The organism is Neorhizobium sp. LjRoot104 (assembly GCF_964253725.1).
Lineage (GTDB): Bacteria > Pseudomonadota > Alphaproteobacteria > Rhizobiales > Rhizobiaceae > Neorhizobium.
Map to the genome: position 1 here is coordinate 1,632,933 of NZ_CAXURS020000001.1, position 17,518 is coordinate 1,650,450.

A 17,518-nucleotide genomic window follows, 5' to 3' on the forward strand; every position below is an offset into this window, starting at 1 on the left:
AGCGTAGAATCCTTCATGCCTGATGACCAGCTTGGTCCCTGGCGCACAACAGCGAAGAACGGACTTGACGGCGGCGGCGGATGCTTTATACGAGCGGAACCGTACCGTACGGTACGCAAAAGGATTGAGAACCGTGAGAGCCGATACCACCGACATGCCCGAATTTTCGCCGCGCCAGAACGCTGTTCTGGAACAGGCGCTTCGGCTGCTCGTGGAAGGCGGCGAGAAGGCGCTGACGACCTCCGGTCTGGCCCGCGCCGCCAATTGCTCCAAGGAAAGCCTCTACAAGTGGTTCGGCGACCGCGAGGGCCTGCTGGCGGCGATGATCGCCCACCAGGCGGCCAAGGTGCGCACCTTCGAGCGTTCGGGCGAGCGGCTGACGGCAGATCTCCTGCGTGACCATCTGGAACTTTTTGCCCGCGATCTGCTGGAGGTTCTGGCCGGCGACGTGTCGCTGGCGCTCAATCGTCTGGCGATCGGCCAGGCGACCCGCGAGGGATCGAAGCTCGGGAAGCTTCTGCTCGAACACGGTCGCCGCCAGATCGACCGCCGCGCGATGGCGCTGATCGACCAGGGAAAAAGGGCAGGGCTGCTGCGCTTCGACAATGCGGATGCTGCCTATCACACGCTTTACGGCCTGATCGTTTCCGACCTGCATGTGCGCATGCTGCTCGGCGAGCCGGGTCTCAAGGACAATGCGCGCCAGGCGGAGAAGGCTGTTGCAGCCTTCCTCACCCTGCACGGCACGCAAAAACAATCGGCGGACGCGCTCGGCGTCTCCGCTGGACGATGACAATCATCAACAGACCTCACGCATAGGGAAGGAAAATACGATGCGCGTTTATTATGATCGGGATGCCGATATCAACCTCATCAAGGCGAAGAACGTTGCCATCATCGGCTACGGGAGCCAGGGTCGTGCGCATGCGCTGAACCTCAAGGACTCGGGCGCCAAGAACGTCGTGATCGCGCTGAAGGCCGGTTCCGGCACCATCAAGAAGGCTGAAGCCGACGGCTTCAAGGTGATGACCGTCGCCGAAGCCGCCAAGTGGGCCGACCTTATGATGATGGCGACCCCGGACGAACTGCAGGCCGACATCTACAAGGCCGAAATCGCCGGCAATATCCGCGACGGCGCTGCCATCGCCTTCGCCCACGGCCTCAACATCCATTTCGGCCTGATCGAGCCGAAGTCCTCGGTCGATGTCGTCATGATCGCCCCGAAGGGCCCGGGCCACACGGTTCGCGGCGAATACCAGAAGGGTGGCGGCGTTCCCTGCCTGGTTGCCGTTCACCAGAACGCTTCCGGCAACGCGCTTGAACTCGCGCTCTCCTACGCCTGCGGCGTCGGCGGCGGCCGTTCGGGCATCATCGAAACCAACTTCCGCGAAGAATGCGAAACCGATCTCTTCGGCGAGCAGGTCGTTCTCTGCGGCGGCCTCGTCGAGCTGATCCGCGCTGGTTTCGAAACCCTGACCGAAGCCGGCTACGCGCCGGAAATGGCCTATTTCGAGTGCCTGCACGAAGTGAAGCTGATCGTCGACCTGATCTATGAAGGCGGCATCGCCAACATGAACTACTCGATCTCCAACACGGCCGAATGGGGCGAATACGTCACCGGTCCGCGCATCATCACCGAAGAAACCAAGGCCGAGATGAAGCGCGTCCTGAAAGACATCCAGACCGGCAAGTTCACCTCGGACTGGATGCAGGAATACCGTGCCGGCGGCTCGCGCTTCAAGGGCATCCGCCGCATGAACGACAGCCACCAGATCGAGGAAGTCGGCGCCAAGCTGCGCGGCATGATGCCCTGGATCGGCAAGAACAAGCTGGTCGACAAGAGCGTCAACTAAGCTTTTGAAGTTCGGGGGCGGAGTTAATGCTCCGCTCCCGGCTTTTGAACATAGACGACATGCGGCAGGTCTTCAAAATGCTTGTCGCAGGTCAGAAGGTCTGAATCGCTGAGACGGGCGGTCGCATAAATGATCGCATCGGCTGTCGACAGCTTGAATTCCGCCGACAACCTTGCAGCTTCCTTGGCTATATTCGTATCCAGGACGAAGACTTGCCCAAATGTCGTATAGGCCAGGAAGCTTTGGGCCTCGCCCATGTTGCGCTCCCGCTCCAGCCATTTGAAGACCTCCAACTGGACGATTGTCGGCACTATGCAGTCGGAAATCTGAGGGATCTGGGCATTCATCTGAATGCCGGTAGCGGTCTTGGAAAGCCACTCGATCCATGCCGAACTGTCGATGACGCGAGCCATCAGTATCGATCGTTCCTGTCGCGGTAATTCGAGGTATCGGCGCCTTCGGCCATGCCGTAAAGTTCCTCGCGGGTCGGCACCGGCACGAGAATGACCCCTTTGCCTTGCGGGATGAAAGCAAATTGCTGCCCAGCTTGCCAATTATGCTTTTCGCGGATTTCCTTGGGTATGGAAATCTGGAATTTCGAGGATAAGGTTGCAGTGGCCATGATCTTACCTTCTGCGGATCGATAGACTATGTGTAAGATAGCGTCGTTGCGGACAAAATCAAAGGCGAAAAAATCCGGCGCAACCCGATAGGTCAGTCTTGCTGACCTATCGATCTTTGTGTAAAGTTCCGACAAAGAAAATTGAAATAAGAGGAAACATCCCGTGCTTGATTGGGAACAAATCTTTGCGACGCGCTCCAGCCGCATGCGCGCCTCTGAAATCCGCGAACTGCTGAAGCTGCTCGACCAGCCCGATATCATCTCTTTCGCGGGCGGCATTCCGGATCCGGCACTTTTCCCGGATGTGGCGTTCAAGGAAGCCTATTCGGACATTTTTTCCAGCGCTCAGGTCGGTTCGGCGCTGCAATACTCCGTCAGCGAGGGGTACAAGCCGCTGCGCGAGTGGATCGCCCGCGACGTGGCGAAGATCGGCATCGACTGCACGCCCGACAACGTCTTCATCACGTCGGGTTCGCAGCAGGCGCTCGACTATCTCGGCAAGCTGTTCCTGTCGCCGAACGACACGGCGCTGGTCACCTGGCCGACCTATCTCGGCGCGCTGTCGGCCTTCAATGCCTATGAGCCGAACTACGATCAGCTGTCGCTGAACGGCAACCGTACGCCGGAGGCCTATCGCGACACCGCGGCCAAGACCGGCGGCAGCGTCAAATTCGCCTACCTGTCTGCGGATTTCTCCAATCCGACAGGCGAGACCATCGACCTTGCGGCCCGCGAAAAGCTGCTGGCGCTTGCCGACGAACTCGATATCGCAATCCTCGAGGACGCGGCCTATCAGCATCTGCGCTATGACGGCGAGGCCATTCCGCCGATCATGGCGCTCGACATCGCCCGCCGGGGCGGTATCGAGAACACGCGCACCATCTACAGCGGCAGCTTCTCGAAGACGCTGGCGCCGGGCCTGCGCGTCGGCTTCGTGGTTGCGGCGATGCCGGTCATCCGCAAGCTGGTGCTGATGAAACAGGCCGCCGATCTGCATTCCTCGACCATCAACCAGATCGCCATCGAGCATGTCGCCTCGCGCGGTTTCGATGCCCAGGTCGCCAAGATCAAGGCTGTCTACAGCAAGCGCCGCGATGCGATGCTTTCGGCACTCGACAAATACATGCCGAAGAACGCCACCTGGACGCGTCCGGAAGGCGGCATGTTCGTGTGGGTGACCCTGCCGGAAGGCATGGACGGCGCCGAACTGCTGGCGAAATCGATCGCCACGGAAAAGGTCGCCTTCGTTCCCGGCAAGGCCTTCTATGCGGACGGCAGCAATGCCAATACGCTGCGCATGAGCTTCTCCTGCGCCGACGAGGCGATGATCGACGAGGGCATCAAGCGGCTCGGCCGCCTGATCTCCAACGCGATCAAGGCTGCCGCCTGAGTTAACTGCTATGAAACGGAAAGCCTGCCGCGAAATGGCAGGCTCATACTGTTCGTGAACCTTGCATCCTCTCGACCTCATCCTCGAGCTTGACGCGAGGATCTGCTGCGTATCGGAAAGAACGGACGGCGGCAGATGCTCGGGTCAAGCCCGAGCATGACGGACAGGTGGTCGGCACCTTTATCTTGACGCGGAGCCGGTCGCTCAGTCAGCTGCAAGCACGATAAGCATGTCGCCGTCGGCATAGCTGGTCTTCTCGGAGCGAGGCGGATTGACGACCACGCCGCCGAGGTTCCTGACATCCGCATCGCCCGGCCGCTGGCGGCGGTGGCCGATGGCGACTTCACCGCGGCGAAGGGCCGCGAGCGCCACCGTGAAGAAATTCACCGGCTTTGAAATATCGACATAGTCGCTCATCGGCCGCATGTAGATCTCGGAACCGGCCTCATCCAGAAGTTCGTCGAAGATCGCCGCCATGGATTCGTTTTCGGAGGCCTGGGCGAGCATCAGGCTGACCAGCTTGTTGCTGACGACGAAATCCTCGGCGCGGGTGACTTCTGCAAGCTCGCGGTTGCGCACGTCGATCATCTCGCTGACGACGCTGATATGCTTGCCGGCCTTTTCGCCGATCTTGCGAAGCTGCAAAAGGGTGATCAGCGTGCGGGTGTCGGCCGATTGGGCCATCATGCTGTCGCTGTAGCCGAGAACCAGGACATGGTCGTAGGAGGGGATGTCGAGCGCGTCGAGCGCCGAGCGGCTGCTGGTATCGATCACCCGGTGATCGACGGCAAGCAGAGCCTTGTCGAGGTTGAGTGCTTCGACTTCCCCTTCGAATTCCGGGGTGTCGGCGGCGATCGTGAGCCGCGAGCCGGGGGCCACGTAACGGACTAGTTCCGTCGCGATGATCGGGCCGCGGCGGTTCCAGCCGAGGATCAGGGTGCGCTCGGCAGTCTTGCCGCGCTTGACGATCGCCTTGATGGCATTCTTGTCGATGCCCATGTCGCCGGACCAGGTTTTGATCGAGTCATCGTCTTCGGCGATGATGACGGCGCGATCACCGGCGACGATCACCTGGTTCGGGTCGGGGTTGAGCCGGATTGCACCGTCCTTGTCGCAGAGGCCGATAAGGGTGCTGTTCTCGTAGGCCAGCACCGCATTGCCGAAGGACTTTCCGACGAGGCCGGGCTGTTCGAGCGTATAGATCTCGCAGCCGTCGAAATCGAGCAGTTCGGAATAGACCGCGCTCAAGCCCGCCTGACGGCTGGTATGGACCACAATGCGGGCGATGAGATCGTCGGCGAGGACCAGCTGCATTTCGCCGCCGCCGACGATCCTGGCCACCTCGGCATTGTCGGCGTCGCGGATTTCCGCGGCGATCATGTATTTCTCGGGCCGCCGGTTCGGATCGTTGACCAGCGCCAGTACGGTCTTGATCACCTGCGGGTCGGCGTCCTCACCTTCCGGTGACAGGACGATGATCGACCGCGAGGTTTGCGGATTGACGATGCCGAGATCGTAGAGATCGGTCGGATCACCGCTGCGGCAGATGATCCTGGTGTTCTTGCGATCGACCACCTTGGTGGCGATCTCGTCTTCCATCTCCACCTTGTCCTTGTTCGCCATGATGACGATGCGCGGATTGCGGCGGCTCTGGTTGGCAATGACGAGTTCCGAGATGACGTCGAAGATCGACGGCGACCAGTTGAGGATGATCGTGTGTTCGGCTTCGAGCACCCGCGAGCGGCCCTTGCGCAGCTCGTCGAGCTTTTCCTCGAGGCCGGACGAGATGACGCCGATCAACGCGGAGAAGACGAAGATGCCGGCGAGCGTGACCAGCAGCATGATGATGCGGAAGCTCCAGCCCTGGTCGGCGCCCATGGTGCCGGCATCGAAGGTGCGCATCAGGGATTCCCATGTGCCTTCGATGAAGCCGAGCGACTCGGCACCTTCCGGCGCGATGCCGGTTACGGCGAGTATCGCGCCGGCGATCATGATCACGACCAACGATATCAGCGCCAGCCAGCCGATCAGCGCGATCGCGCCGCCCGCCATGCTCTTGTCGAACCCATAGCGCAGTCGTGCGCCCCAGTTGTCCCGGTTTTTCATCCTGTGCCCCCGAAATATACCCTGGAGCACGAGATGGCAGGATTAGGTTGCGAAACAATTGAAGTAGAGGGGGTCGGCGGTGCCACTGTGCGGGAATGATCGGATAACAGTAAATTTAGTCTTCGTATTTCGGTGACCGCTGGTAAAACATGCCGGAAGATCGGCGTTGCCCTCCAGTCTGTCACATGGCTGTCAAGCAGGAATGCTTATCGTCCGCAGCTTTTGTTCGAACAGGGACGCTCCGATGAAGAACCTTCTCTCCGCTTTCACAGCCCTCGTGGCCTTCGGCATGATTGCCGGCGCCGCCGAGGCTGCCGATCTCGTGCTCTATACCAGCCAGCCGAACGAGGACGCCCAGGCGACCGTCGATGGTTTCAAGGCTGCCAATCCGGGGCTCGACGTGCAGTGGGTGCGTGACGGGACGCCGCAGATCATGGCCAAGCTCAATGCCGAGATCCAGGCCGGCAATCCGGCCGCCGACGTTCTCCTGATCGCCGACACGGTGACGCTGGAGCGCATGAAGCAGGCCGGCCAGCTGATGGCCTACAAGTCGCCGGAAGCCGTCAACTACGATAAGGCGCTCTACGACGCCGACGGTTTCTACTATTCGACCAAGCTGATCACCACCGGCATCGTCTACAACACCCAGGCCGCCATGAAGCCGACCAGCTGGGCGGACCTCGCCAAGCCGGAAGCCAAGGGCCTCGTCACCATGCCGAGCCCGCTCGCCTCGGGTGCGGCCCTCATCCACGCACAGACGCTCTCCGGCGTCCCCAGCCTCGGCTGGGACTACTACAAGAACCTCAAGGCAAACGGCGCGATGGCAGCCGGTGGCAACGGCGCGATCCTGAAGTCCGTCGCTTCTGGCGAGAAGGCCTACGGCTTCGTCGTCGATTACCTGCCGATCCGCGAAAAGGCGAAGGGCGCGCCCGTCGAGTTCGTCTTCCCGAAGGAAGGCGTATCCGCCGTCACCGAACCGGCAGCAATCCTTGCCTCCACCAAGCATGCGGACAATGCCAGGAAGTTCATCGACTACGTGCTCTCCCAGAAGGGCCAGGAAGGCTTCCTGAAGCTCGGTTACATTCCAGCCCGCAACGGCATGGCCGTACCGGCCGGCTTCCCGGCGCGCGAGACGATCAAGGTTCTGCCGATCAACGCTCCCGAGGCGCTCAAGAATTCCGAGAAGGACGTCAAGGGCTTCGCGGATATCTTCGGCATCAAAGGCTGATATAAGCGCCTTATGAGACAATCTCGAAATCGGGGAAACAGCCAGCCACGCTGGCTGTTTCCTTTTGTCGTAACCGTGATCTTCTGCCTGAGCGTGCTGCCCCTCGGCCGGCTTGCCGCGACCGGAATCATGTCCGCCTTTCGTGGCGGGGCGAGCGAACTCCTGTCAGACCCGGGCTTGTGGCGGTCGGTCTACGACACGTTGTCCACCTCGTTCTTCGGCATGATCGCCGCCGTCGTGCTCGGCGGCGGATTTGCGCTCTTGCTGACGCTGTTCGACATCCGCGGCAAGGCTTTGCTCGGTTTCCTGTTCATGCTGCCGACGATGATCCCGCCGCAGGTGACGGCACTTGCATGGATCGGCATGACCGGACCTTCCAGCGCGCTCCTGAAGGCGGTGGGGCTCGCGCCGCCGCTCGGCTCGCCGCAGCCGCTCTATTCCATCGGAGGGATCGCGCTGCTCTACGGCGTCCAGAACGCCGCGCTCGTCTACCTGTCGCTGCGGGCGGGGCTTTTGGCGCTGCCGCGCGATGCGGTCGAGGCGGCGAGGCTTTCCGGAGCGTCGTCCTGGCTGGTCCTGAAGGATGTCATCCTGCCGCTGTCCCTGCCGGGTCTAACAGCCGGGGCGGCGATCGCCTTCGTGTCCTGCGTCGGCAATTTCGGTATTCCGGCGATCCTCGGCATCCCGGCCGGGATCTACACATTGCCGACCTTGATCTATTCGAAATTCGCGGCTTTCGGGCCCCGCACATTCGCGGATATCTCGGTTCTGTCCGGGCTGATCGCCATTCTGTCGGTGATCGGCCTGATGGTCGAGGCACGGGTGCTGCGCGGCCGCGACTACCGCGTCATCGGCCTGTCGGGCCAGGTGGCGGTGTTCCGGCTCGGCGCATGGCGCTGGCTTGCCGAACTCCTGCTGTGGGCGACGATCTTCCTGATCCTTGTCATGCCGCTCATCGCTCTCGTCGCAAGCTCGCTGGCGCCTGCCTATGGCGTGCCGCTCAGCCCGGCGACCGTCACCATAAAAGCCTATGGGGAAATCCTCTTCCGCCAGGCGGCGACGCGCACCGCCTTTACCAATTCCCTCTCGCTGTCGCTCGCCACCGCCTTCGGTCTCCTGGTGGTGACGGTGCTGACCGGCTATTTCCTGGTGCGCAGCAAGAGCCGCTTGACCGGACTCATTTCGGCGCTGGCGGAAATCCCCTATGCGCTGCCGGGCATCGTTCTGGCCGTCGCCTTCATCCTTCTGTTCGCCGCGCCCATTCCGGTGATCGGGATCTCGATCTACGGGACGATCTGGATCATCCTGATCGCCTATTTCTCGAGCTTCTTCGCCGTCAGCCTCAAGCCGGTGGTCAGCGCCTTCCGGCAGCTCGATCCTTCGCTCGAAGAGGCGGCGCGGCTTTCCGGCGCCGGATTCGCGCGCCGGCTCGCCGACATTCTCGTGCCCCTGGTGGCGCCGGCCGCGGGCGCCTCGGTGATCCTCGTATTCCTGATCGCCTGCAACGAGCTGACCGTTTCGGCGCTGCTCTGGTCGGCCGGCACCCAGACGCTCGGCGTGCTGATCTACAATCTCGATGACAGCGGCAGTTTCAACATCGCCGCCGCGCTCTCCGTTCTCGTCGTCATCATGGTGATCGCGATGATGGTGGTGCTGGAACTGATGGCGAAACGTCTGCCGAAAGGTGTGGTCCCGTGGCGAAGCTGATCCTCAACCGCCTCTCCAAGACATTCGACATCGGCGGTCGTGCGGCCGTCAACGACGTATCGCTGACGGTGCGCGAAGGTGGCTTCCTGGCGCTGCTCGGCCCTTCCGGTTGCGGCAAGACGACGGTGCTTAGGATGATCGCCGGTTTCGAACAGCCGAGCGACGGCTCGATCCTGCTCGGCGAGCGCGTTTTGGCGGACGCAAGCGAGATGGTGGCGCCGGAACACCGCAACATGGCGATGGTCTTCCAGTCCTATGCGCTCTGGCCGCATATGAGCGTCGCGGAAAATGTCGGTTATCCTTTGAAGGTGCGCGGCATTTCGGGCGAGAAACGTACGCGCAAGGTGAGGGAGGCGCTTGCCGCCGTCCGCCTCGAAACCTATGCGGACCGCCGCCCTGCGGACCTTTCCGGCGGCCAGCGTCAGCGCGTCGCGCTTGCGCGCTGCCTGGTCACCGAACCGGATGTCGTGCTGCTCGACGAGCCGCTCGCCAATCTCGACCGGCACCTGCGCCAGGAGATGGAAGAGACGTTCCGCGAGTTCCATGCCCGGTCCGGTGCGACGATGATCTATGTCACCCATGACCAGTCGGAAGCGATGGCGCTTGCGACCGACGTTGCCGTGATGTCCGAGGGACGGCTGCTGCAGGTGGCGACGCCTGAGGAAATCTATGCGCGCCCGGAAGGTCGGTTGGTCGGCGGCCTCGTGGGGCAGGGGGCGATCCTCTCGCTTCCGTCGCCGCTCGGTGACAAGCGGCTTTTCGACTGGCCGGCGATGCGGGAAATCCTTGCCGGACCCGCACAGGAACCGCGCGCCGATATCCTCGTCCGACCGCAGGACGTCGAAATCGCGGCGGAAGGACAGGTGGCCACCGTCCTCTCGGTGCTGTTCGAGGGCGAACGTTATGCGTTGCGTCTTGCCCTGCCGGACGGACAGGCATTGCGCGCCTTCAGCCGCCAGCCGGTCAAGGTCGGTGATCGTCTGTCGATCTTGATCCGCGCCGCCTGGAGATTGTAGCTAGGCGTCGCCATGGTTATGGTACTGGCGAAAAAAGGAATCCCTCCCATGTCGCTGCGTCTCGGCACGTTCAACATCGAAAACCTGATGACGCGCTTCGATTTCTCCGGCTGGCGCAACCAGCTCCGGCAGGACCGGGTGCTCAGGCTCTACGACGTGCAGGACAAGGCGGTCTACCAGCAGCTCGAACAGGCCCGGATGATCGCCGAGACCGACGACACGCGGCAGCTTTCGGCGCTCGCGATCGCGGAAGCGGACGCCGACATCCTCTGCCTGCAGGAGGTCGACAACATGCCGGCGCTGCAGGCCTTCGAATACGGCTATCTCTACCGCATGGTCGGCAACGGATATCGCCAGAAATATCTGGTCGAGGGTAATGATTCGCGCGGCATAGATGTTGCCGTGCTGATGCGCGAGGAGACCCGCAGCGGCGAGAAGATCGAGGTGCAGGACGTGCGCAGCCACGCGATGCTGACCTACCAGGACCTCGGGCTTTTCAACGACGAACTGGCGCTCAGCAACCAGGCGCATGACAAGATCTTCAAGCGCGACTGCCTTGAACTGGAGCTCACGGTCGGGGGTAAGCCCTTCTCGCTGTTCGTCGTGCACTTCAAATCCATGGGCAATGCCCGCGACGGCCAGGACGGCCGCACCGGCACGATGGCGATCCGCATGGCGGAGGCGAAAGCGGTGCGCCAGATCGTCGAGCGCCGCTTCGGCGAGGGCCGGACGGCTGACAAGAATTTCGCCATCTGCGGCGACATGAACGACTATCAGGAAAAGGTGCAGGTGATCGGCACCCGCCGCGAAGGCTACCGGTTCGAGCCGCGGCGCGAAGAGGTGAGCGCGCTGAACGTCTTCACCGATGACGGGTTTGTGCTGAACCCGGCCGAGCGCCGCGATGTCATGGATCGCTGGACGCTCTATCACGCACGCGGGCCGGAGGAGCAGCATCTCTGCCAGCTCGACTATATCTGGCTGTCGCCGGCGCTCGCCGAGCACAACCGGGACAGCGTGCCGGAGATCGTCCGCGGCGGTCAGCCCTATCGCACCGTCTTTCCGCCGGGACAGGAGGTCGAGCGGTTTCCGCGCATCGGCTGGGACCGGCCAAAGGCATCGGACCACTGCCCCGTCGTGATGTCGCTGGAGCTTCGATGACCATCCAGACAATCAGCGGCTGGCCCGCCGAAAATACCGTCTTCGAGGTCGAGGCCTTCGATCTTTCGGTCCTGCCCGGAGCGCATCCCCTCTATGTCGCCCACCGGGACGAGATCGAGGAGAACTGGTTGCGGGAAGCGGCGGCCAATCCGCATCTCTTCAACGGCCAGATGGTGCTGCAGAACAGGCTTTCGTTTCGGGACGGCGTGATCATCGGGGAAGCTCATGTCATTCCCTATTCGACGCTCCTGTGGTGGCGCAGACAGCCCGATCCGGTCGGCGCCTTCCATCTGTTCGGCTTCGGCGTGCCCGTCTCGTCCGATGGGGCGATCATCGCCGTCCGGATGAGCGAAAGGACTGCCAATCCCGGCCAGGTCTATTGTGCCGCCGGCTCGCTCGATCTTCTGGACATAACCGACGGCAAGCTGGATCTGGAGGCCAATATGCGCCGTGAAGTGCGCGAAGAAACCGGCCTCGATCTCACCGACGCGAAGGCGGATCCGCAGCTCTTCGCCAGCTACAGCAGGCACCGGGTCGTCGGTTTCCGGTTCTACCGTTTCGACCTCACGGCGGAGGAGATGCTGGCGCGCATCGCCGACCATATGGTGCATGACGAGGAAAAGGAGATTGCCGGCGCGGTGGCGATCCGCTCGGCTGCTCGCGGCGCGCATCCCTACAGCCCGTTGATGTTCCCGATTCTCGACCTGTTTTTCGGCCCTTCGATGCGCTGAACAGGGGTTGCTTTGAGCCGACCGGTCGGGCAGTTTGGCGCCATCGAAACACGGGGAGGTGTGGTTGGCCCGTCGCTACAACATCTATGACGTCTTCACCGACAGACGACTTGCCGGCAATCCGCTGGCGGTGATTCTCGACGGAGACGACCTTGCCGACGAGACAATGCAGGCGATCGCCAAGGAGATGAATCTCTCCGAGACGGTGTTCGTTCAGTCTTCCGCGAACGCCGCCTATGCAGCCCGTCTGCGCATCTTCACGCCGGGCCGCGAATTGCCTTTTGCAGGGCATCCGACTGTCGGAACGGCGGTGGCGCTCGCCGAACTCAATCACAGATGCGGGCCCGGGGCAGGGCAGCCCGACATGGATCTTGTCTGCGTGCTGGAGGAAAATGTCGGGCCTGTGCGCTGCGCCGTGCGGCTGCGTGCCGGCGAGGCGGGATTTGCCGAATTCGACCTGCCGAGAAAGCCGGTGCAGATCGAGCTTCCGCTCGACCGGCAGGGGCTCGCCGATGCGCTGAGCGTAAAATCCACGGATATCGGCTTCGAGAATCATGCCGCCTCCATCTGGAGCGCCGGCGTGCCGTTCCTGATGATTCCGCTGCACAATCTGGCGACGGTGCAGAACCTCGAATTCGACACGACCTTGTGGGAAAAGGCAGCGCCGTTCGTCGAGGGCTCGCTTGCGTCGGCTTACGTCTATTGCCGCAGCGGCGTGAACCATCAGGCGAAATTCCATGCCCGGATGTTCTCGCCGGACATGGGGATTTCGGAGGATCCCGCCACGGGCGCCGCCGTTGCCGCACTCTCCGGCGCGATCCGGCATTTCGATGCGCTCCCGGACGGTCATCACCCGGTGCTGGTGGAGCAGGGGGTGGAGATGGGACGGCCATCCTTGATCCATCTCCATATCGACGTGAAGGAGGGAGAGATCGCCAGGGCCCGCATCGGCGGCCAGGCCGTCAAGGTCGCGGAAGGCACGCTCTATCTCTGAATTTCGCGGTTTGTCGAAGATTGCGATATTATGACGCACTAAGACTTTGAAATTTTTCGTTTTTGCCCCGGTTGTTCGGTCGCGGAAGGTTTCAGTCCGGCGCAGAATCCGCCCCGACGGATTTTTTGCCCCGTCAGACGAATAATTTTCGCCGAGCCGCTGGACAAGCCGAACGATCCCCTTTATACGCCCCTCACACCGCTGGCGAGCACGCCTCGCACAGCCGGTTCTTGGGTGATTAGCTCAGTTGGTAGAGCAGCTGACTCTTAATCAGCGGGTCGTAGGTTCGAGCCCTACATCACCCACCATCTCCTCTTTCGAAGAGTTGGACGAAGACGGGCGCATGTCGCCCTTTCAACATCCGTGATCTCCAATCCTGTTTCTTTTGCGCCTTCGACGGGAACTCCGGAGCCTGATCGGCATTTGGAGTGCAATACGAAATGGGAGCGCGGCATGAAGCCAATTCTTTTGCTTTTGGGGAGTCTTGTCCTGGTCGTTATGGTGTTCCTGAGCGGCGTGATCATCACCGCAAATGTGATCGCCGAACCTGAACCCCATAAATTCGCCCATATGGATACGCCGGACCTTTGGACCTCCCAGCCGAAGGCCGTCGACACCGTCAAGCAGAATTACCAGCGACTGCCCGGTGCGATGCCGCCGGCTTCACTTGCCGCCGATAAGCAGGAAACGCCCGCCGTCCGTCAGGCCTCCGCGGGCGTATCCGTGGACAAGACCGTGACCGCCTCGATCAATCCGCAGCAGCCGGCCTCGGTGCCGCAGCCGCAGGCAGAGAGGAAAGCCATGGTCGATCCCGCGCAGGCTGATTGGTGCTTCGCGCGATACAGGTCCTACCGCATCGAAGACAACAGCTACCAGCCCTTCAGCGGCGGCCCTCGTCGCCAGTGCCAGGCACCAGGCGCTGCGGTGACGGAGACCGTTGCCGCCGACCCGGCGCCTTCGCAAGCCCTGCAAATTGAGGATGAATTACAGCCGCTTCCGGAGAAACTGACGGCTCGCGTCAGTCAACAGGCTGATGACGGCGCGGCAGGCTATGCACCGTCGCGGGCGATTGATGCCGACACCGCGGCCGGATCCCACCAGGAATGGTGTTTTGACCGTTACCGGTCGTACCAGGCCGAGGACAACAGCTATCAGCCCTTCGCCGGCGGTCCGCGCCGCCAATGCCAATCGCCGTTCGGCTGATCACCAATTCAGGCCGCGCGCTCGACGAGGTTCTTCGCCATCATCATGTGCACTCCCTTGCAGCCGTTGACGGTCTGGGTGATGCGAAGGTCGCCGGCAAGGCTGCAGAGCGTGTAGGCGTCTTCCCTCGACAGGCCGCCTTTTTCGCCGAGCAGCACGATCATGTCGCGCAGTGCCATCACGGCGCATTGGTCGAGATCCGGATCCATGCCCATGGTGACGTAGTGCGTCGGTGTTTCCGCCCGTGGATAGACGAAATCGAGATCGTCGCGCACGGTGAGCTGAAATGTCCCGCGCAATGCCGTCTCGATCGCGGTGATGCAGACTTCGCCGTCGCCCTGCGCACCATGGCCGTCACCACAGGAAAACAGCGCGCCCTCGTTGAAGATCGGCAGATAGAGCGTGGTGCCGGCGACCAGTTCCTTGTTGTCGATATTCCCGGCGTGCGAACGCGGCATGATCGAGGTGATGCGGCCCCAGTTCGGCGGCGGAGCGACGCCCATGACCCCGAAAAAGGGCGCCAGCGGCAGGTCGAGGCCCCAGGGCAGGCGGCCGACATTCCTCTGCTTGTCGAGCGGGATGGTGATCATCCGCGGCGTCTCGAAATCGTAAGGGAGCGTGCCGGCAAGCGGACGGATGACGTTGTAGCCCCAGTCCTGGCGCAGCTCGACATCGAGGATCTTCACCTCCAGGACCTGTCCGGGCTTGGCGCCGCGCACGGCCACGGGCCCGGTCAGGATATGCCCTTGCATGATCGGCCGGCAGTTTTCGTGGATCTCGAGATGTTCGGGAAGAATGGTGAACCCTTCCCCGGGCAGAACTTCCGCAGGGCCGGATACTGAATCGATCACCACTGTGTCGCCGCTGTCGATGGTCAGCACCGGCTCCCGGGCAGCATCGAAATAACCCCAGGCGCAGGTTTTGGAGGAGGCGGAGACGTGATGTTTCATGACTGGCTCTCTTGTTTTGTCAGACGAGAGACTAGCCGATTTTGCTGTGCGCGCCAGTCCGCAAATCCAGCCCGGCTTGCCCCCGAAGCCTGGTCTGTCGGATCGGTCGTTCTTACACCGTTCTGGCGGTTTCCGGCCCCGTCGCCGCGATGCGGCGTTCGGTCTGGCGCAGGCAGAGCGCCAGGACGAGGCCGAGGCCGGTCGCGGCGGCGATGTAGAACGGAGCGCCTTGCCAGCCGGATGCCGCAACGATCGAGGCGAGCAGCATCGGTCCGAAGACCTGGCCGATATTGGACCCCTGCATGACGAAGCCGCTGAACGTGCCGACGAGGTCGCGGCGCGGCGCATAGACGGGCAGCGAGCCCATGATGGTGGCGGGTAGGACGCCGCCAGACACCGCATAGAGCACCGAGGCTCCGTAGCGCGTCCAGAGCGGGAAACTGTGGCCGAAGACGACGAAGGCAGTCAGCGTCAGCATCACGCAGGGGCCGGCGATCAGTACCCAACGCGGGGCGCCCCAACGTGCGAAAACGCCGCCGACTACGTTGCCGACGCCGTTCGCGAGCACTGCGAACGCAGTCATGATGGATGCGGCCGCGAGGCCGATCCCCATTTCTTCGATCAACAGCGTCGGAAGGAAACCGAAGACCGACATGAAGCTGGCGCTGTAGGCGGCAAAAATACCTGACAGTATCCATGACATCGGCCGGGAGGCAGTGAGGCTGACGGCCGTCAGCAACGAGGTTGTCGGGTGTCCTGGAACCTGCGGTTTCGGCACGCTCATCGTCAACAGCGTGACCAGCGGGACGAGGCTCAGCATGGCGGCGAAAATCCATGAGCCCTGCCAGCCGAAGCTCGGCAGCAGGAAAGGCGAGATCATCATCATCACCGCGACGCCGACCGGCATCCAGATACCCCAGAGCGCAAAGGCAAGGCCGGTGTCGCGCGGCTCGACCGAGGCTGCGATCAGCCCGGGGGCCGCGACAGAGACCATGATCAGACCGACGCTTTCGAGCACGCGGCTGGCGAAGATCACGGTTTCCGAATGGGTGAAGGCGCCGGTGAGGCTGCCGGCGATCAGCAGGGCAAGACCAAGGATCATGGCGCGCCGATGGGTGAGGTAATCGGTTAAGCGGCCGATCAGAATGCCGCAGGCGGCGCCGAGAGCACTTGAAAGCCCCATCAGCCAGCCGGCGGCCACAAGATCGATGCCGAGTTCGGAACGCAGCAGGGGGATGGCGGGCGGTACCTTGCCCACATGCAGGGCTGCGGCGATACCGCCGAGAACGGCGATCGTGACATGTCCCCAACGCGTCATGCTGCCTATATTCCAATCATCGAACAAACCTGCGAAGGCTTTATCATCCCCTTGCGTGTCGAGGCATAAATTCCTTCGCGGAAGGCATGATTTTTTGGCCGCTCCACCGCCCCGGCGGAATTCTCGTCGCTCGAGGCGGGCCGCTCAAGAACTGCGTACCCGCCGGGCGGTTCCGAAGGCCGTCGCCGCCTCATTCGTAAGTCGCGTCTAACCTGCCTTGCGCATCTGCTCGCGGCTTTCCTCGACCTTGAGGTTCTGGACCAGCTTGGCGAGCCAATCGACGAAGACCCGCACCTTGTTGGAAAGGTGGCGCGTCTGCGGATAGACGATGTAGAGGGGCAGGGATCCGCAGCGCCAGTCGGAGAGCACTTCGACAAGTTCGCCCTTCTCTACCGCTTCCCTGACCATGAAGCGCGGCGATTGCACGATGCCCATGCCGGATACGGCCGCGTTCACATAGGTTCGGGAATCGTTGACGGAGACAACGTAACGGGGTGTGATTTCCACGTTTTCGTCGTCGCGATGGAATTCCATGGATCTTATCCGGCTGGACTGGGCATTCAGGTAACCGACCGCTAGATGGTCTTCCTCCAGATCCTGCGGGCGTTCCGGTGCGCCGAATTTGCGGATGTAGAGCGGGGCCGCATAGGCTGACATGCTGATCTCGCCGACCTTGCGGGCAATCAGCGACTGGTCGGTCGGGGTGCCGGCGCGCAAGGCGCAGTCGACGTTTTCGGCGATGTAGTCGACCAGCCGGTCGCCGACGCCGATATCGAGCCTGATCTGCGGAAAACGGGTATGGAAGTCGCACAAATTCGGAATGACCAGCAAATCGGCAAAGGCGCCGGCCATTTCCACCCGCAGCCGCCCGGACGGCTGGCTTTGCGAATTCGACATGCTGCCGTCGAGTTCGTCGAGTTCGGAGATGATCTGCATTGCGCGCTCATAATAGAGTGCCCCGTCGGTCGTCACCATCACCTTGCGGGTCGTCCGGTTGAGCAGCGTCGTGCGCAGATGGCTCTCGAGGCTCTGGACGAGATTGGTCACCGTCGTTTTGGGCATGTTGAGGGTTGCCGCAGCCCGGGTGAAATTGCCGGTTTCCACGACGCGGACGAACACCCGCATTGCTGAAAGCTGATCCATTGTCCTGATTCCTGCTGCGCCGCAACATTGTTCCGAAATATGGAATAGTGTTGTCGAATGCCGTGAGCTTGTGTGTTTTCGCCCGAATAATAATATCAG

Annotated in this window: 16 protein-coding genes and 1 tRNA gene; 11 read left to right on the top strand and 6 right to left on the bottom strand. The window is 62.1% G+C overall.

Annotation, left to right across the window (positions count from 1 at the left end):
• Positions 1-154: 154 nt before the first annotated feature.
• Positions 155-793 (top strand): TetR/AcrR family transcriptional regulator, encoded by a 639-nt coding sequence (locus tag ACSQ8R_RS08310; protein ID WP_436255415.1) that lies wholly within the window; start codon positions 155-157, stop codon positions 791-793.
• A 40-nt stretch (positions 794-833) separates the two neighbouring features.
• Entirely contained in the window at positions 834-1,853 is a 1,020-nt protein-coding gene (gene ilvC / locus ACSQ8R_RS08315; protein WP_436252906.1) for a ketol-acid reductoisomerase, read from the top strand.
• A 23-nt stretch (positions 1,854-1,876) separates the two neighbouring features.
• Here ilvC and ACSQ8R_RS08320 read toward each other — a convergent pair whose 3' ends face one another.
• Positions 1,877-2,266, bottom strand: a complete 390-nt coding sequence (locus tag ACSQ8R_RS08320; RefSeq protein WP_436252907.1) for a type II toxin-antitoxin system VapC family toxin — start codon at positions 2,264-2,266, stop codon at positions 1,877-1,879.
• Complete coding sequence (locus ACSQ8R_RS08325) at positions 2,266-2,475, bottom strand: AbrB/MazE/SpoVT family DNA-binding domain-containing protein (protein ID WP_436255416.1); 210 nt, start codon at positions 2,473-2,475, stop codon at positions 2,266-2,268. Before ACSQ8R_RS08325 ends, ACSQ8R_RS08320 begins: the two co-directional genes overlap by 1 nt.
• A 163-nt stretch (positions 2,476-2,638) precedes the next feature.
• On the opposite strand from ACSQ8R_RS08325, the gene ACSQ8R_RS08330 reads away from it, so the two are divergent.
• Complete coding sequence (locus ACSQ8R_RS08330) at positions 2,639-3,865, top strand: PLP-dependent aminotransferase family protein (protein ID WP_436252908.1); 1,227 nt, start codon at positions 2,639-2,641, stop codon at positions 3,863-3,865.
• Positions 3,866-4,069: 204 nt separating this feature from the next.
• On the opposite strand, the gene ACSQ8R_RS08335 is transcribed toward ACSQ8R_RS08330, so the two are convergent.
• Positions 4,070-5,971, bottom strand: a complete 1,902-nt coding sequence (locus ACSQ8R_RS08335) for a CASTOR/POLLUX-related putative ion channel (protein WP_436252909.1) — start codon at positions 5,969-5,971, stop codon at positions 4,070-4,072.
• Positions 5,972-6,215: 244 nt separating this feature from the next.
• Between ACSQ8R_RS08335 and ACSQ8R_RS08340 the strand changes: the two genes are divergently transcribed.
• The 8 genes from ACSQ8R_RS08340 to ACSQ8R_RS08375 all read left to right on the top strand — a co-directional run bounded on the left by ACSQ8R_RS08340 (position 6,216) and on the right by ACSQ8R_RS08375 (position 14,008).
• Positions 6,216-7,199, top strand: coding sequence for an ABC transporter substrate-binding protein (locus tag ACSQ8R_RS08340; protein WP_436252910.1), 984 nt, complete (start codon positions 6,216-6,218; stop codon positions 7,197-7,199).
• Between the two features lie 12 nt (positions 7,200-7,211).
• On the top strand, positions 7,212-8,906 hold the full coding sequence (locus ACSQ8R_RS08345; protein ID WP_436252911.1) for an ABC transporter permease: 1,695 nt from the start codon (positions 7,212-7,214) through the stop codon (positions 8,904-8,906).
• Positions 8,894-9,922 (top strand): ABC transporter ATP-binding protein, encoded by a 1,029-nt coding sequence (locus ACSQ8R_RS08350; protein ID WP_436252912.1) that lies wholly within the window; start codon positions 8,894-8,896, stop codon positions 9,920-9,922. The genes ACSQ8R_RS08345 and ACSQ8R_RS08350 overlap by 13 nt, the downstream gene beginning before the upstream one ends.
• Positions 9,923-9,970: 48 nt before the next feature.
• Positions 9,971-11,080, top strand: a complete 1,110-nt coding sequence (locus tag ACSQ8R_RS08355; protein WP_436252913.1) for an endonuclease/exonuclease/phosphatase family protein — start codon at positions 9,971-9,973, stop codon at positions 11,078-11,080.
• Entirely contained in the window at positions 11,077-11,811 is a 735-nt protein-coding gene (locus ACSQ8R_RS08360) for an NUDIX domain-containing protein (protein WP_436252914.1), read from the top strand. The genes ACSQ8R_RS08355 and ACSQ8R_RS08360 overlap by 4 nt, the downstream gene beginning before the upstream one ends.
• A gap of 64 nt (positions 11,812-11,875) precedes the next feature.
• A complete protein-coding gene (locus ACSQ8R_RS08365; protein ID WP_436252915.1) occupies positions 11,876-12,805 on the top strand; it encodes a PhzF family phenazine biosynthesis protein in 930 nt (309 codons plus the stop codon).
• A 232-nt stretch (positions 12,806-13,037) separates the two neighbouring features.
• A tRNA-Lys gene (locus tag ACSQ8R_RS08370) sits at positions 13,038-13,113 on the top strand.
• A gap of 145 nt (positions 13,114-13,258) precedes the next feature.
• Positions 13,259-14,008, top strand: a complete 750-nt coding sequence (locus ACSQ8R_RS08375) for a BA14K family protein (RefSeq protein WP_436252916.1) — start codon at positions 13,259-13,261, stop codon at positions 14,006-14,008.
• 8 nt (positions 14,009-14,016) lie between these two features.
• On the opposite strand, the gene ACSQ8R_RS08380 is transcribed toward ACSQ8R_RS08375, so the two are convergent.
• From ACSQ8R_RS08380 to ACSQ8R_RS08390, 3 genes are all read right to left on the bottom strand, one after another.
• On the bottom strand, positions 14,017-14,958 hold the full coding sequence (locus ACSQ8R_RS08380; protein ID WP_436252917.1) for an acetamidase/formamidase family protein: 942 nt from the start codon (positions 14,956-14,958) through the stop codon (positions 14,017-14,019).
• Positions 14,959-15,070: 112 nt separating this feature from the next.
• Positions 15,071-16,276, bottom strand: a complete 1,206-nt coding sequence (locus ACSQ8R_RS08385) for an MFS transporter (RefSeq protein WP_436252918.1) — start codon at positions 16,274-16,276, stop codon at positions 15,071-15,073.
• A gap of 207 nt (positions 16,277-16,483) precedes the next feature.
• Positions 16,484-17,419 (bottom strand): LysR family transcriptional regulator, encoded by a 936-nt coding sequence (locus ACSQ8R_RS08390; protein WP_436252919.1) that lies wholly within the window; start codon positions 17,417-17,419, stop codon positions 16,484-16,486.
• Positions 17,420-17,518 lie beyond the last annotated feature (99 nt).

Excerpts from the sequence above, each read along its gene's own strand:
- ACSQ8R_RS08355 (WP_436252913.1), top strand. The coding sequence starts at position 9,971 with ATGTCGCTGCGTCTCGGCACGTTCAACATCGAAAACCTGATGACGCGC.
- ACSQ8R_RS08385 (WP_436252918.1), bottom strand. The coding sequence starts at position 16,276 with ATGACGCGTTGGGGACATGTCACGATCGCCGTTCTCGGCGGTATCGCC.
- ACSQ8R_RS08380 (WP_436252917.1), bottom strand. The coding sequence starts at position 14,958 with ATGAAACATCACGTCTCCGCCTCCTCCAAAACCTGCGCCTGGGGTTAT.
- ACSQ8R_RS08390 (WP_436252919.1), bottom strand. The coding sequence starts at position 17,419 with ATGGATCAGCTTTCAGCAATGCGGGTGTTCGTCCGCGTCGTGGAAACC.
- ACSQ8R_RS08320 (WP_436252907.1), bottom strand. The coding sequence starts at position 2,266 with ATGGCTCGCGTCATCGACAGTTCGGCATGGATCGAGTGGCTTTCCAAG.
- ACSQ8R_RS08335 (WP_436252909.1), bottom strand. The coding sequence starts at position 5,971 with ATGAAAAACCGGGACAACTGGGGCGCACGACTGCGCTATGGGTTCGAC.
- ACSQ8R_RS08310 (WP_436255415.1), top strand. The coding sequence starts at position 155 with ATGCCCGAATTTTCGCCGCGCCAGAACGCTGTTCTGGAACAGGCGCTT.
- ACSQ8R_RS08345 (WP_436252911.1), top strand. The coding sequence starts at position 7,212 with ATGAGACAATCTCGAAATCGGGGAAACAGCCAGCCACGCTGGCTGTTT.
- ilvC (WP_436252906.1), top strand. The coding sequence starts at position 834 with ATGCGCGTTTATTATGATCGGGATGCCGATATCAACCTCATCAAGGCG.
- ACSQ8R_RS08325 (WP_436255416.1), bottom strand. The coding sequence starts at position 2,475 with ATGGCCACTGCAACCTTATCCTCGAAATTCCAGATTTCCATACCCAAG.
- ACSQ8R_RS08375 (WP_436252916.1), top strand. The coding sequence starts at position 13,259 with ATGAAGCCAATTCTTTTGCTTTTGGGGAGTCTTGTCCTGGTCGTTATG.
- ACSQ8R_RS08360 (WP_436252914.1), top strand. The coding sequence starts at position 11,077 with ATGACCATCCAGACAATCAGCGGCTGGCCCGCCGAAAATACCGTCTTC.
- ACSQ8R_RS08340 (WP_436252910.1), top strand. The coding sequence starts at position 6,216 with ATGAAGAACCTTCTCTCCGCTTTCACAGCCCTCGTGGCCTTCGGCATG.